At 66.7% G+C, this 15,582-nt stretch carries 9 protein-coding genes; all 9 read right to left on the bottom strand.

The genetic code is table 11. The features are described from left to right. Positions 1–256: 256 nt before the first annotated feature. Positions 257–682 (bottom strand): DUF2752 domain-containing protein, encoded by a 426-nt coding sequence (locus tag ABGA94_RS04005; protein ID WP_095378401.1) that lies wholly within the window; start codon positions 680–682, stop codon positions 257–259. 43 nt (positions 683–725) lie between these two features. Then, positions 726–1,004 carry a CD225/dispanin family protein gene (locus ABGA94_RS04000; protein ID WP_005419785.1) on the bottom strand — a complete coding sequence of 93 codons (279 nt, stop codon included), beginning with the start codon at positions 1,002–1,004 and terminating at the stop codon, positions 726–728. A gap of 34 nt (positions 1,005–1,038) precedes the next feature. Further along, entirely contained in the window at positions 1,039–1,326 is a 288-nt protein-coding gene (locus ABGA94_RS03995; RefSeq protein WP_005419784.1) for a CD225/dispanin family protein, read from the bottom strand. A gap of 229 nt (positions 1,327–1,555) precedes the next feature. Further along, complete coding sequence (locus ABGA94_RS03990; RefSeq protein WP_375366452.1) at positions 1,556–3,445, bottom strand: MFS transporter; 1,890 nt, start codon at positions 3,443–3,445, stop codon at positions 1,556–1,558. A 98-nt stretch (positions 3,446–3,543) separates the two neighbouring features. After that, complete coding sequence (locus ABGA94_RS03985; protein WP_111128862.1) at positions 3,544–4,338, bottom strand: SDR family NAD(P)-dependent oxidoreductase; 795 nt, start codon at positions 4,336–4,338, stop codon at positions 3,544–3,546. 138 nt (positions 4,339–4,476) lie between these two features. Further along, the gene (yccS, locus tag ABGA94_RS03980) at positions 4,477–6,654 is read right to left on the bottom strand and encodes a YccS family putative transporter (RefSeq protein ID WP_053500204.1); all 2,178 of its coding nucleotides are present in this window, start codon (positions 6,652–6,654) and stop codon (positions 4,477–4,479) included. A 95-nt stretch (positions 6,655–6,749) separates the two neighbouring features. Beyond that, positions 6,750–8,819 carry a TonB-dependent siderophore receptor gene (locus tag ABGA94_RS03975; protein ID WP_375366449.1) on the bottom strand — a complete coding sequence of 690 codons (2,070 nt, stop codon included), beginning with the start codon at positions 8,817–8,819 and terminating at the stop codon, positions 6,750–6,752. Between the two features lie 286 nt (positions 8,820–9,105). Continuing rightward, positions 9,106–12,228 carry an efflux RND transporter permease subunit gene (locus ABGA94_RS03970; RefSeq protein WP_065186763.1) on the bottom strand — a complete coding sequence of 1,041 codons (3,123 nt, stop codon included), beginning with the start codon at positions 12,226–12,228 and terminating at the stop codon, positions 9,106–9,108. 31 nt (positions 12,229–12,259) lie between these two features. Continuing rightward, positions 12,260–15,493 carry an efflux RND transporter permease subunit gene (locus tag ABGA94_RS03965; protein WP_375366446.1) on the bottom strand — a complete coding sequence of 1,078 codons (3,234 nt, stop codon included), beginning with the start codon at positions 15,491–15,493 and terminating at the stop codon, positions 12,260–12,262. Positions 15,494–15,582: the final 89 nt, after the last annotated feature.

The following is a 15,582-nucleotide window of genomic DNA, read 5'->3' as shown; positions in this document are numbered from 1 at the left end:
TCAGGTATCGACAATCAAAATGGGGTCAGATCCGTTTTCCTCCGGAAAACGGATCTGACCCCAAGATCGTTCCAACAGATCGCGGAAAACTGTCGAAGGCGGGGTGGGTCCGGTTGCGGGGGCGTGAGCCGCATGGATGCGGCGACCGAGCTTACATGGACGTACTTGCAGCGCCCCCTGCGCAGTCCACCCGCCCGGCCAATCCCATGACCGACAAACGCCGCCCACCACGAGGGGCTGCCCCGTTGGCTGGAAACTAGACCGGTGCCAGCGCCGTGAACGGTGCCCACGGCAGGTTACGCAGCAGCGCATACCCAGGCAGTACCCAGAGCCAGAACGTGGGATTGGCCAGCACCCGCATCAGCGGGTCCAGCAGGCGCGGACGGATGCCGGCGATGTTCAGCAGCATCAGCAGCAGGAAGGGCAGGCTGATGACCAGCAGCGGGTTCATCGCCATCGCGCCGGGCAGGTCGAAATGGACCAGCGAATACAGGCAGCGGGTGCTGCCACAGCCCGGGCAGTACAGGCCGGTCAGCGCGTACAGCGGGCAGCTCGGCAAGGGATTGCCGGCGACATACGGATTGACGTTGCGCAGCACCAGCGCGGCACCGGCGGCCAGGCCGGTGGCGGCCAGCAGCGGTGCCCAGCGGGCCAGTCGGGATCGGGTGGGCAGTGCGGACATGCAGCAACGGATCCGGCGCAGGCGCCGGATCCGTCCACGCGGATCAGTAGCCGCTGTTGCTCATCGCACCCATGCCGCCGAGAGCGACGATCAGGATGCCGTACAGCACGCCGACCACGACGGCGGCAATGGCCGACCAGATGGCCCACTTCTTGGCCTTGGCCGAGGATTCCTGGGCACCGGCGATGTCGCCAGCGGCCAGCTTGCCGTTGACCTGGGCGGCGTAGACGATCGACACGATGCCGGCCGGCAGGCAGCAGAACAGGGTGCTCAGGATGGCCCAGACCAGATTGTTCGGGACCTGCGGAGTGGCGGTATTCACGGGTTCAAGCTCCTTGATGGGTGGTGGTGGTGAATCATTGGTCGGAAAGAGCGCCCAGTACGGCCAAGCCGCCGAACAGCCCGAACCACAACAGCAACAGGACCGGCAGGGCCACGGCCGAAGCCACCGCCCACCAGCCCGCCTTGCGCGACGCGCTGTAGGCCCCCGGCAGGTCGCCGGCCGCGCGGCGGCCATCGACCTGGGAGGCATAGACGATCGACACCACGCCCAACGGCAGGCAGCAGAACAGCGTCGTCAGGATCGCCCAGACCAGATGGTTGGGGATGTAGACGGGACGGCTGAGCGGTGGCGGTTGATTCAAAGCAAGACTCCATTCCTTGGTGGCCGGCCTTGGTGCATTGGCCGAACCTCCCCCCTGTGGGTGCGTAATCTACCTCAACCTGCGCTGCATGTATGCGTTTACAGTCAGATGATGGCGTGTATGGCCCTTGACTGGGCGCTATTTGACGGGCCTCTGTCATGAGACAGAGGCCGTCATTCCGGGGATTGGGGCTATCGCCTGGAAGCGCTACCGACGGCCGCCGGGCCGATCAGGCGTGATCGCCACGCAGGGCCCGCACCTGCGCCTCCAGCACCGGGGCGCGGGTGGCGTGGCCATCAACGGCCGGTGCCGCCACCACCTCGACCGTGGCGCGGAAACGGCGCGGCACCCGCATGCGGCCGAGGCGGCTGTCGCGGCGACTCCACATGCTCGACCACATGCCGCGCAGCGCCATCGGCACCACCGGCACCGGCCGCCGCTCGAGGATCTTCTCGACGCCGGACTTGAACGGCGCCATCTCGCCGTCGCGGGTCAGCGCACCCTCGGGGAAGATGCAGACCAGTTCGCCTTCGGCCAGCGCAGCGTCGATCTCGTCGAACGCCCGCTGCATCAGTGCCGGGTCTTCGCGCGCACCGGCGATCGGGATTGCCTTGGCGGTCCGGAAGATCCAGCGCATTACCGGGATGTTGAAGATCCTGTAGTACATGACGAAGCGCACCGGACGCGGAATCGTCGCCGACAGGATCAGCGCGTCCATGTAGCTGACGTGGTTGCAGACCAGCAGCGCGGCGCCTTCGTCCGGCACGTTGGCCTCGATGCCGTGCGGGCGCAGCCGGTACAGGGTGCGCACCATCAGCCAGCTGAGGAAGCGCATCAGGAATTCAGGGACGATGGTGAAGATGTAGATCGCCACCAGCGCGTTGGCGATGGCCAGCGCCAGGAACTGCTGCGGAATGGTCCAGTGCAGCAGCGTGTGCGCGGCCAGCGACAGCAACGCCGCAGCGACGATGAAGCCCGAGTTCTGGATGTTCAGTGCGGCGAACACGCGCGACATCTGCGCCTTCGGCGTGCGGCTCTGGATCAGCGCGAACAGCGGCACCACGAAGATGCCGGTGAACAGGCCGATGCCGACCAGGTCGATGACGATGCGGATGCTGCCGGGCTGCTGCAGGAACGGACCAATGGTCAGCCCGTGCACGGCCGCTTCGCCGCTGCGGGCGAAGTACAGGTCCAGCAGGAACGCGGTCATGCCGAACGCACCCAGCGGCACCAGGCCGATTTCCACCGTGCGTGCCGACAGCTTCTCGCACAGCAGCGAGCCGACGCCGGTGCCGACCGAGAACAGGGCCAGCGCAAAGATGTACAGGGTCGGCTCGCCGCCCAGGTTGGTCACCGCGTAGGCCGGTAGCTGCGAGGTCAGCACGGTGCCAACGAACCAGAACCAGGACACGCCCAGGATCGAGTTGCGCACGGCCTTCTGCTGGCGCGCCATGCGCAGTACCGCCAGCGATTCCGGCAACGGGTTCCAGTTGATCTTCAGGGTCGGGTCGCCTGCATCGACCCTGGGAATCAGGCGCGCGGCGATGTTGCCGCAGATCGCCAGGGCGATGATCGCGCACGCAGCCACCACCGCACCGTGGCTGCCGGCCACGGTGAACACCAGGCCGCCAACGATCATGCCGGAGAGAATCGACATTGAAGTGCCCATCTCGACCAGGCCGTTGCCGCCGGTCAGTTCCTCGGGCCTGAGCACCGACGGCAGCACCGAATACTTCACCGGGCCGAACAGGGTCGATTGCATGCCGGTACAGAACAGCGCGACCAGCAGCACCGGCAGGCTCTGGGTGAGGAAGCCGGTGGCCGCCAGCGACATGATCACGATCTCCATGGTGGTGGTGATCACGATCAGCCGCGATTTTTCCAGTTTGTCGGCGATCTGCCCGGCCAGCGCCGAGAACAGGAAATACGGCAGGATGAAGATGGCCGGTGCCAGGGTGGCGTACAAACCCAGTTCTTCCTCCGGCACGGCCATGAACAGCAACATGCTGATGATCGCCTGCCGGTACACGTTGTCGTTGAACGCACCGAGCGCCTGTACGACGAAGAACGGCAGGAAACGGCGCTGGCGCAGCAGGGCGAATTGGTTGTGACCGGACATGGAGCCTCCTTGACCGGCGCAGCCTAGCATTCCTGCCCATCCGCTGTGGGTGCGGACCTGTGGGTGCGGACCGCTGGTCCGCACACCTGCCAGCACCCTCAGACGATATCGTCGACCACGCCGCCGTCCACGCGCAGCGCTGCCCCGGAAGTCGCCGAGGCCTGTGGCGAGGCCAGGTACACCACCATGTTGGCCACTTCCTCGACCGTAGCGGTGCGCTGGATCACCGAAGACGGCCGGTGCGCCATCACGAACTCGCGGCCGATCTGTTCCAGCGGCTTGCCGCTGCGCTGGCGTTCATCCTCGAACATCGCGGCGAAGCCATCGGACAGGGTCGGGCCAGGCAGCACTGCGTTGACGGTGACGCCACTGCCGGCCACGCGCTTGGCCAGGCCGCGTGACAGTGACAGCTGCGCGGTCTTGCTGACCCCGTAATGGATCATATCGGACGGAATGTTGCGCGCCGATTCGGACGAGATGAACAGCACGCGGCCCCAGCCGGCATCGACCATCGCTGGCAGCAGCGCACGCGACAGGCGTACGCCGGACATCACGTTGGTCTGCCAGTAGCGCTCCCAGGTGGCGTCATCGGTCTGGAAGAAGTCCTGCGGGCCGAAGATGCCGGCGTTGTTGACCAGGATGTCGATCTTCGGCAGCCCAGCCAGCAGCATATCGACACCGGCCGCATCGGAGAGGTCGGCGGCGACACCGAATACGTCGGCTCCCGGGACGGCCGCGAGCAGATGCTGGCGGGCGCGCTCGACGCTGTTGGTGCTGCGGCCATTGAGAACGACCCGCGCACCAGCGCTGGCCAGGCCCTGGGCGATGGCCAGGCCGATGCCGGCGGTGGAGGCGGTCACCAGCGCGGTGCGGCCGCTGAGTTCGATTTTCATGGTGATGATCCGGGGCGGGAGCTGCCCAGTATCCGCGTGGCGGCGTGATCGAACTGCATCGCCAGGGGCAGCGCGCCGTTGCACGCGGCGCAGCAGATCCACGCCCTGCGTGGATGGGATGCCCGCAGCGATGACGGATCAGGTCAGGTTGGTCACCGCCTCATTGGCCGCGGCACGCACCTTCGGCAGCATGCGCAGTACCAGCGCCATCTGGGTACGGATCAACTGCAGTTTCGGCGGCATCGCCTCGTCGATCTGCTCCAGCTCGGCGGCCACCGCGCGGTCGGCGTCGTTGTCATCGTCCGCGACCGGTTGCCGCGCGGTCAGCGCCGTCGCCAGCTGCTGAAGTGCCTTGCGCACGCGATCGCCCGCGGCCAGCGCCAGTGGATCGCCAGCGTAGCTGTCCACCTGGTCGCGGTGCGCACCCAGCGCCGACAGATGCCCCAGCAGCGTGTTGGACAGCGCCAGGAAGCGGAAGCCGGCATCCAGGTTGCGGCGCACGTGGCCGGGTTCGCGCAGCATGTTCGACAGTGCGGTGGACAGCGCGGCGTCGGCGTTGTGCATGTCGCGGCGGGCGATGCGGTAGGCCAGGTCGTCGCGCATGCCGCTGCGGTACTGGCCCAGCACCGAATCCAGGTAGCGAGCCGCAGTGTCCAGCACGCGTGCCAGGACGAGATGCAGCTGCCGGCCCTGCCAGTCAGGCAGGATCAGGAATGCTGCCGCTGCTGCGATCGCGCAGCCCAGCAGCGTATCGACCATGCGCGGTACGATCAGCACGAAGCCATCACCGATCAGGTTGAAGCAGGTCAGTGCCATCACGGTGATCGCGGCTGATGCCACCAGGTAGCGGTCGGTGCGGGTGAAGAAGAACAGCAGCGCAGAGAGCAGGGCGATCAGCAACTGCACGTGCAGCTGCGGGAACAGCTGCAGCAGTGCCCAGGTCAGCACCAGTCCGGCGACGGTGCCGACGATGCGCTGTGCCAGGCGCTGGCGGGTGGCGCCGAAGTTGGGCCGGCACACGAACACGATGGTCAGCAGCACCCATGAACCGTTCTGCGCATTGAACAGCCGGATCGCTGCAAAGCCGGCGATCAGCGCCAGTGCCATGCGCAGGCCATGGCGGAACAGAACCGAGCCGGGCGTGAACTGCTGGCGGATGCGCACGCCCATCTCGCGCAGGGTATGCGGGTTGCTGTCGCGCAGGCGGGTGTCGACGTTGTCCAGGCTGGCTTCGGAACGTTCGGCATCCAGCAGGCGGCGCTCGATGCTGCGCAGGTTGTGAACCAGCAGGTCCAGCGAGCCGAGCAGGCGCTGCCACTGCGGGCGCTGCTGGTCACGCAGGTAGGCCAGCGCGTCTGCCAGGTCGCGCCCGGCCTGCTGGTTGCTTTCACCGTATACGAACGGACGACGCAGCCGGATCGCCTCGCCCAGGCGGGCACAGGCCTGGCCCTGCAGGTCGAGCAGGCGCTGGCAGCGGTAAAGCACATCGCTGTGGAAGAAGGCGTCCACCAGCGCGCCATACGGGTAGTGCGAGGAACTGGCGCGCTCGTGGAAATCCTGCGCCATGTAGTACAGGCGCAGGTACAGGCCGGAGTTCACCCCGGGCCGGCCGGAGCGGCCGAAGCGGGCAAGGATCGCTGTCTTGGCCTCGTTCAGTGCACCCACCACACGGCGGTTCTGTTCGGCCAGGTCGAGCTGGCGACGTTGCAGGTCGGCTTCGCGCACCGGCTCGAACAGCGCAGCCTTCAGCTGCAGGTAGCGGCCCAGCTCAAGGTACAGCCGCGCCACGCGTTCGCGCACCGGCCGGTTGGCGAACAACGCGGCCCACAGGATCGACAACAGCCCGTACCAGACCGCACCGGCCAGCAGATGGCTGACCGCTTCCAGTGCGCTGTGCAGGTCGCTGGCACCATGTTGCTCCAGGCCGATCATCGTGTAGATCGCCAGCGTCACCGTGGCCTGGGCAATGGATGCGTAGCGCTCGCCGAGCGCGCCAAGCAGGGTCAGGCCGAAGGTGGACAGTGCCAGCGCGCCGATGAAGATCCACGGCCACGGGAACAGCCAGATCACCGAAGCCGCCGCAATGCAGAAGCACAACAGGGACAACACCACGGCCTTGGTCCGGCCCCACCAGTTGTCGTCGGTTTCTGCGATGGCGCTTGCGATGATGCCGAGGAACACGCCGGGCAGGGCGGTCAGCGCCTCGAACTGCCAGCACACGGCCACGGCCGCGGTCAGCGCGATGAACACGCGCAGGCCGTAGCTGGCCTTTTCGTGGGCCCACAGTCGGCTGAGGCGGGATTGGCGGGCGGACATGCAGGCTCGGTGGAAGGGTCTTCCACCATTATTGCGGGCTGCGCGTGAAATATGGAGTGCGGACCAACGGTCCGCACCCACGGTGCTGCCGGGCCCTACATGTCGAACCGCACGCTCACAGCGAACGTGCGTGGCAGGCCTGTGCCGGCGTTGGACCAGTACTTCCGGTTGGCCAGGTTCTCGACGCTGGCGCGCACGGTCAGCGGATGACCGGAGGCGAGCAGGCGGTAGCCGATGCCTGCATTGACCAGCGTGTAATCGGGCAGCTTCAGGGTGTTGTCGGCGTCGTACCAGACATCGCCGTAGTAGCGCACCGCGGCGTATGTTTCCAGGCCATCCACCCACGGCAGCTGGTAGGTGGCGTGCACGACCCCGCTCCAGCGCGCCGCACCGGCGGTACGGTTGCCCTCCTGTGCAGCGCTGGCCGGGGACAGCCTGTCGTAGGTCGGGTCCAGCCAGGTGACGCCTCCGCCAACCGTGAGGACATCGCTGAGGTGCAGGTCGGCACTGGCCTCGATGCCTTCGTACAGCGTGATGCCGTCCTGCACCAGGCGCTTGCCGGCCGGTGTGAGTTCATCGATGTTGGCGCCACGTTCCAGCCGGAACGCCGCCACGTTCGCGTTCCAGCGCGCGGCCTCGGCCTTCGCGCCGATCTCATACTGCTTGCTGAGGGTCGGGTCGAGCACTTCACCGGCGTTGACGTAGTTGTTGCCTACGCGGCTGCCCGCTTCCAGCGATTCGATGTAGCTGGCGTAGAGGGTGACCGCCTCGCTGGGCTTGAACATCACGGCATAGGTCGGTGTGACCGGATAGGTGTGGTAGCGACCCTTGGTCTCGTAATCGTTGTAGCGCCAGCCCGCCAGCACCGACCATCCGCTGCCGAGATCGACGGTATCGCTTGCGAACACGGCCTGCTGCACGGTCTCGTCGCCACGGGTCATCATCCGTGAACCGACGGCGTCATGGCGGATGTCATGGCGCTGGTACAGGTTGGCGCGGCCGATCAGGCTCCATTCGTAGGGACGGTCCCAGCCCAGCCCGGTCTGGTGACTGATGCCTGCCACCACCTGATGCTGCAGCGGACCGGTGCGGAAGCTGCCCTGCAGCATCGCCTGGGCCAGCCTCCACTCGCTCTTGCCACCCAGTTCATAGACGTTGACGTCATAGTCGCCATTGGGCGAATCGATGTAGGCGAAGATCTTGTTGACGTCATTCCACGAGGTGGTGACGCCGTAACTCAGGCTGGTTTTCCAGTCGCTGTTGATCTGCCAGTCCAAGCGGGTCGACAACAGGCTGGAACGAGTGTCGTAGTAGGTGCCGGAGACACTGTTGCCGGTATTCCCGGCGATCGGTCGCGGCAACGAGGTCAGTCCGCGGAAGTAGTACTGCGGCGATTCCTCGCGCAGGTCGCGTGACTGGAACACGCCGTCGAAGGTCCAGATCAGTGCGTCGCTCAGGCGCGCGTCCAGCGACAGTGCGCCCACCTTGCGATCGACGTGGCCACCATTGAAGGTCTCACCCTTTTCCTCGAAAGCATTGAAGCGATAACCGAACATCTGCTCGTTGCCGAAGCGGCCGCCGACGTCCATCCCGGCACTGACGATGCCCTGCTCGCGCCAGCCCAGCTGGGCGGAGAAGGTGGGCGTATCGGTCGGCTTCTTGGTGATGTAGTTGACGATGCCACCGGGGGCACCGAAACCATAAAGGAATCCACCCGGGCCTTTCAGCAGATCGACCTGTTCCATCACTTCCAGCGGCCACTCGGTACCCCACGAGGAAACCTGCAGGCCATTGACGCGATAGCTGTCGAAGTTCAGGTCGATGCCACGGTTGCGGATCGGCGAACTCCAGCCACTGGCATAGGCGCTGACCTGGGTGGTGACCGAAGGGTCGAGCAGGAACGCTTCGCCCAGCGAGACCACTTGGCGCTGCTCGATCTGCTCGCGGCCCACGGCGGTGATCGCGAACGGGGTATCACGCAGCACGCGATCACCAAGGGCGCCGGTATCGGCGTGGGTGCGTTCGGCGGTGACCTTCACCGCATCCAGATCGGTGGCACTGCGGTTCCGATTGGTGCGCTCGGGTACGGACTGGGCATGCGCGGCACAGGCCAGTGACAGGGAAACGGCAAGCAGGGCCGGGCGGCAGAGTGGGTGCAGGAGCATGGTTCAGTCATCCTCGGCGAACGGCCACGCGCCATCCGCCCGCATGGGGGGAAAGGTTGATGGCTGGGATCACGCAGGCTTGCCGGAGAGGGCAGCGGGGCGCCGCGAAGGGGCGCAGGACCATGGCTGGAGGGGAATTGTTCTCTTTTCGTTACAGCACGTCAAACCGGGAGGCGTGCGGACCAACGGTCCGCACCCACCCTCCGCGCCGGTGGTAGTGCCGGCCGCTGGCCAGCAGATTCGCAGTACCGAGAACTAGATCCACGCCATGCGTGGATGGGCTCTACTACGCCCGCTGCGCGCGCTTGAGCAGCTTCGCTTCGCGCCTGCGCGCGCGACGGGCGCGCCAGCGCTCGGCCAGGCAGGAGAAGATCACGTACAGTGCCGGCGTACTGAGCAGGGTCAGGCTCTGCGAGAACAGCAGGCCGCCGATCATCGCGATGCCCAGCGGGCGGCGCAGCTCGGACCCTTCACCCAGGCCGATCGCCAGCGGCACTGCGGCCAGGATCGCGACCATCGTGGTCATCATGATCGGGCGGAAGCGCACGATGCTGGCCTCGCGTGCGGCATCGCGCGGCGCCAGCCCATGCTCGCGCTGCGCCACCAGTGCGAAGTCGATCATCATGATCGCGTTCTTCTTGACGATGCCGATCAGCAGCACCAGCGCGATCATCGAGATCACCGACAGCTCGGTGTTGGTGCCGAACAGGGCCAGCAGCGCACCGACACCCGCCGCCGGCAGCGTGGACAGGATGGTGACCGGGTGGATCAGGCTCTCGTAGAGCATGCCCAGTACCAGGTACACGGTCAGGATTGCGGCGAACACCAGGATCAGCATGTCGCTGGGATCTGAGTTGAAGCCGAAGCCCGCATCGTCGGCCAGGCGGATGTCGCCGGGCATGCGCATGCCGGCCACGGTCGCGTCGATGATCGCCTTGGCCTCGCCCATGCTCACGTTGGGAGCCAGGTTGTAGCTGAGGTCCATCGTCGTGTACTGGTTCTCGTGGGTGATCTGCGATGGGGCCAGGCCAGGCATCTGCGTGGCCACCGCGGTGATCGGCACCATGTCGCCGTTGCGCGCACGCACGTACACCTCATCCAGCGCCGCCGGGGTGGCTGTCTGCGAGGGCAGGGCATTGACCACCACGCTGTACTGGTTGATGTCCGAATAGATGGTGGAGATCTGGCGCTGGCCGAACGCACCATACAGCGCGCCGTCGATGGCGCCCACTGTGATGCCCAGGCGCGCGGCCTTTGCGCGGTCGATCTGGATGTTCTGGCGCAGGCCGGCATTGTCCACGTCGGTCCCGACGTCGCGCAGCTTCGGGTTCTTCTTCAGTTCCGCCTGCAGCTTGGGCAGCCATTCCTGCAGTGCGGCCAGGTCGTTGCCCTGCAGCGAAATGCGGTACTGCGCGCCCTGGCTGGAACCGCCGCCATCGTTGCTGGGCAGGTCCTGGATCGCGCGCAGGCGCAGCTGCAGGTCGGGATAGCGATCGGCCTTGGCGCTGAGGCGCGCCAACGCATGCGCGGTGGTTTCGCGGCGGCCGTCACTGCGAGATTTCAGCTCGATGTTGAACTGTGCACTGGAGCCCTGGCGGCCGCTGCCCAGGCGTACACCCACCGTCTTCACCGCCGGGTCGGCCATCAGCATGTCGGTGATGCGGCGCTGGCGCGCGACCATGTCCTCGAACGACACGGTGGCACTGGAGTTGGCGCGGCCCCAGATCAGGCCCGTGTCCTGCGGCGGGAACGCGCCCTTCTTCACCGCGCCGAACAGAAAGATGGTGACGCCGATCAGGATCAGCGGCGTCAGCGACAGCAGCAGCGCGTGGCGCAGCGAGAAGTCGAGGAATACGGTGTAGATGCGCAGCATGCGCTCGTGGCCGGCGTCCAGCCAGCGGCCGAAACGCGACGGCGGCGCGCTGTGGTCGTGCGCGCTGAGGAAGCGGCTGCAGAGCGCCGGGGTCAATGTCAGCGAGACGATCATCGAGACCACGATGGCCGCCACCAGGGTGACGGTGAACTCGCGGAAGAACGCGCCCATCATGCCGCTGGCGAACAGCAGCGGGATGAACACCGCCACCAGCGAGGCGGTGATCGAGACGATGGTGAAGCCGATCTCGCGCGCACCGGTCAACGCCGCCTGCATGCGCGGCATGCCCTCGTCGAGGTGGCGCATGATGTTCTCGATCACCACGATCGCATCGTCGACCACGAAGCCGATCGCGATCACCAGCGCCAGCAGGCTCAGGTTGTTCAGGGTGAAGCCCATCACGTACATGACCAGCGCGGCGCCGGCCAGCGACAGCGGCACGGTCACCGCCGCGATCAGGGTGGGGGCCAGCCGGCGCAGGAACAGCGCCATGGTCAGCACCACCATCGCCAGGCTGATCAGCAGGGTGACCTGCACTTCATGCAGCGACGAACGGATGGTCGGCGTACGGTCGAAGTACGGCGTCATCGTGGTGCCCGGCTGCAGGTAGTCGCGCAGGGTGGGGATCTGCGCCTTGACCCGATCCACGGTCTCCACGATGTTGGCGCCGGCGCGGGTGAACACGTACATCACCACCGCCGGCTTGTGGTCGAACCACGCCGCCTGGTAGGCATCCTGCTGGCCGTCGTAGACGTTGGCGATGTCCTTCAGGCGGATCACCCGGCCGTCGCCCTGGGTCTTGACCACCAGGTCGGCGAAGTCGGCGGCGCGTGCCACCGAGTCGTTGGCGATGATCGCCGTGGTGGTGTTGCCATCGCTGAGGAAGCCGGTGGGCGAGGTTACGTTGGCCGCGCGCACCGCGTTGCGCAGGTCATCGGCGGTCAGGCCCAGCGCGTTCATCAGGCGCAGGTTGACATCCACGCGCACCGCCGGCGTCGACGCGCCAGCGATGTCGACCGAGGCGACGCCGCTGATCTGGCGGATGCGCTGCGCCAGCAGCGAGTCGGCCACGTTGTAGAGCTCGTCGGCCGACTGCGTCTGCGAGGTCAGCGCGATGGCGATCACCGGGTCGTCGTTCGGATTCGCCTTCTGGTACATCGGCGAGCCCATGCCCGAGGGCAGGTCGGCCTGAGCCGAGTTGATCGCCGTTTGTACATCCAGTGCCGCCGAATCGATGTTGTGGCCGCTCTGGAAGATCATGAACACCAGCGAGCTGCCTTCCGAGCTCGACGAGCGCATGCGATCAATGCCCGGCAGCTGGCCGAGATGGCGTTCCAGCGGCGCGGTGACCGTCGAGGCCATGGTCGCCGCGTCGGCGCCGGACTGGCTGGCATGCACGAAGATCACCGGGATCTCGATGTTCGGCAGCGCCGATACGCCCAGGCGCAGGTAGCAGATCAGGCCGACCATGAACAAGCCGATGGCCAGCAGCGCGGTGCCGATCGGGCGGCGGATGAAGGGGCCGGACAGGTTCATCGTGCGGCCGCCCACGGCAGCGGGGCGTGGATCATGCCTGCGGCTCCTGCAGCGAACCCTCGCGCAGCGCACGCTGTTCGCGGCGGCGCGCCAGCCACTCGGAGAAGCGCTCCATGTACAGGTAGATCACCGGCGTGGTGTACAGCGTCACCAGCTGCGACAGCAGCAGGCCACCGACGATGGCGATACCCAGCGGGCGGCGCAGCTCCGAACCGATGCCGGTGCCCAGCGCCAGCGGCAGTGCGCCGAGCATGGCCGCGGCGGTGGTCATCATGATCGGGCGGAAGCGCAGCAGGCAGGCGCGGCGGATCGCTTCGTGCGCGTTGGCGCCGGCGCGGCGCGCCTCGATCGCGAAGTCGACCATCATGATGCCGTTCTTCTTGACGATGCCGATCAGCAGCACGATGCCGACGATGCCATCCACCGACAGGCTCAGCCCGCACAGCATCAGCGCCAGCAGCGCGCCGACACCGGCCGGTGGCAGCGTGGAGATGATCGTGATCGGGTGGATGTAGCTCTCGTAGAGCACGCCCAGCACGATGTAGATCACCACCAGCGAGGCCAGCAGCAGCCACACCACATCGGTCTGGCTGCCGGTGAATTCAGCGGCCTTGCCGATGAATTCGGCATGCAGGTGTGCCGGCATGTCCAGGCTGTCCTTGGTCTCCTGGATCGCACGCACCGCTTCGGACAGCGAATAGCCCGGCGCCACGTTGAACGACACGGTCACCGCCGGCAGCTGCTGCTGGTGGCTGACCACCAGCGGGGCGCTGCTGACCTTGCCTTCGGCCAGCGCCGACAGCGGGATGATGTTGCCGGCGCCGACGGTGATGCCGGTGTTCTGCGCGCCGATGCCGGTGGCGGTGGACGAGTTGGAGGAGGTGACCTGGCCGAAGCTGGTGGCATTGGTGCCGGTCAATGCGCCGGCGCCGTTGGAGGCGACCGCCAGCTGTTCCATCAGCGCGGTGCTGGTGCGGAACTCCGGTGCCACTTCCAGCACCACACGATACTGGTTGAGCTCGGTGAAGATGGTCGAGATCTGGCGCTGGCCGAACGCATCGTAGAGCGTGTCGTCGATGGTCTGCATCGGCACGCCCAGCACGCTGGCCTTGTCGCGGTCGATGTTCAGCTCCAGGGCGCGGCCCTGGTTGGACAGGTTGTTGTCGACGTCGGCCAGTTCCGGGCGCTTGCGCAGCGCTTCGGTCAGGCGCGTGGCCTGGGTCGCCACCGTCGCCGAATCCACGTCCGACAGCGAGTACTGGTACTCGGTGGCGGCCACGCGGGTATCCAGGGTTACGTCCTGCACCGGCTTCAGGTACAGCGCCACGCCCGGAATGCCGGCCACTGCCTTCTGCAGGCGCGGCAGGATCTCATCCAGGCCGTCGCGCTGGCTGCGCTCCTTCAGCACGATCGACAGCTGGCCCTGGTTGAGGGTGGGGTTCATGCTGCCGGCGCCGATGAAGGCCGACACGCCGGTCACGTCCGGATCCTGGCGCAGCGCTTCGGCCACCTGCCTGGTGCGCTGCTCCATCTGCGGGAAGGCGATGTTCTGGTCGGCCTGCACCACGCCGGTGATCAGGCCGGTGTCCTGTTCGGGCAGTAGGCCCTTGGGAATCAGCACGTACAGCAGCACGGTCAGCACCAGCGCGCCACCGGCCACGGCCAGGGTCAGCCGCTGGTGGCCAAGCACCCAGTCCAGGCTGTGCTCGTAGAGGCCGACGGTGCGCGTCCACAGGTTCTGCTTGCCGGCCGCCGCCGCGCGCTCATGCGCGTCCTCGCCCTCGGGCAGGGCATCGGGCTTGAGCAGGTAGGCGCACATCATCGGGGTCAGCGTCAGCGAGATCAGCATCGACAGCACCACGGCGATGCTCAGCACCCACGCGAACTCGTGGAACAGGCGGCCGGTGACGCCGGGCATCAGCAGCAGCGGCAGGAACACCGCCACCAGCGAGACCGTCAGCGACAGCACGGTGAAGCCGATCTGGCGTGCGCCGATCTCGGCCGCTTCCTTGCCACTCTTGCCCTGCTCGATGTAGCGCACGATGTTCTCGATCATCACGATTGCATCGTCGACCACGAAGCCGGTGGCCACCACCAGCGCCATCAGCGAGAGGTTGTCCAGCGACATGCCGGCGAAGGCCATCACCGCGAAGGTGCCGGCCAGCGAGAGCGGTACTGCCACCGACGGGATGATCGTGGCCCACAGGCGGCGCAGGAACACGAAGATCACCGCCACCACCAGGCCGATGGTGAGGATCAGGGTGAACTGCACCTCATGCACCGAGGCGCGGATGGTCTCGGTGCGATCGTTGAAGATTTCCAGGTGCACGTCGGCCGGCAGCACGCCCTGCAGCTGCGGCAGGATCGCGCGGATGCGCTCGACGGTCTGCACGATGTTGGCACCGGGCTGGCGGCGCACTTCCAGCAGCACCGCCGGCTTGCCATCGGCCCAGGCGGCCAACTGGTCGTTCTCCACGCCATCGATCACCTCGGCCACGTCCGACAGCCGCACCGGGCGGCCGTTCTTGTAGCTGATGATGGTGTCGCGGTACTCGGCGGCGCTGGCCAGCTGGTCGTTGGTGCCGATGCTGTAGGACTGGGTCTTGCCGTTCAACGAACCCTTCGGCGCGTTGACGTTGGCCTGGGTCAGCGCGCTGCGCAGCTGTTCCAGGGTCAGGCCCATGTTCGACAGCTGCGCCGGATTGACCTGGATGCGCACGGCCGGGCGCACATTGCCGGCGATCGAGACCAGGCCCACGCCCTGCACCTGCGACAGGCGCTGGGCCAGGATGGAATCGGCGTAATTGTTGACGTCGCGCAGCGGGCGCGTGTCAGAGGTCAGTTTCAGGGTGACGATGGCCGCGTCGGCCGGGTTCACCCGGTTGTAGACCGGCTGGTAGGGCAGCGACGAGGGCAGGGTGGCCTGGCGGATCGCCGCCTGCACGTCCTGCGCGGCGATGTCGATGTCGCGGTCCATCGAGAACTGCAGGATGATCGTCGACAACCCGGCCGACGAGTCGGAGGTCATCAGCTCCAGCCCGGAAATCTGCCCGAACTGGCGCTCCAGCGGGGTGGTGACCAGCGAGGCCATGGTGGTGGCGTTCGCACCGGGGTACTGGGTGGTGACCACAAGGCTGGGCGCATCGATTTCCGGCAGCGCCGACACCGGCAGCTTGCGGTAACCGAGGATGCCCAGCAGCAACAGGCCCGCCATCAACAGCGAGGTGGCGATCGGGCGGCGGATGAAGATCGTCGAAAAGCCCACGGACTGATCCTTGCTGGCACTTCAATGTCGGCGCCGGCAGGTCCGCCGGCGCGAGGGAGAACCGTGGCCTGCGCTCAGCGCGGGCCACC

This window comes from Stenotrophomonas sp. 3diitr2024 (assembly GCF_042136455.1).
GTDB lineage: Bacteria > Pseudomonadota > Gammaproteobacteria > Xanthomonadales > Xanthomonadaceae > Stenotrophomonas > Stenotrophomonas sepilia.
Note: the sequence above shows the minus strand (reverse complement) of the source record. Positions and strands in the feature narration are given on the sequence as shown.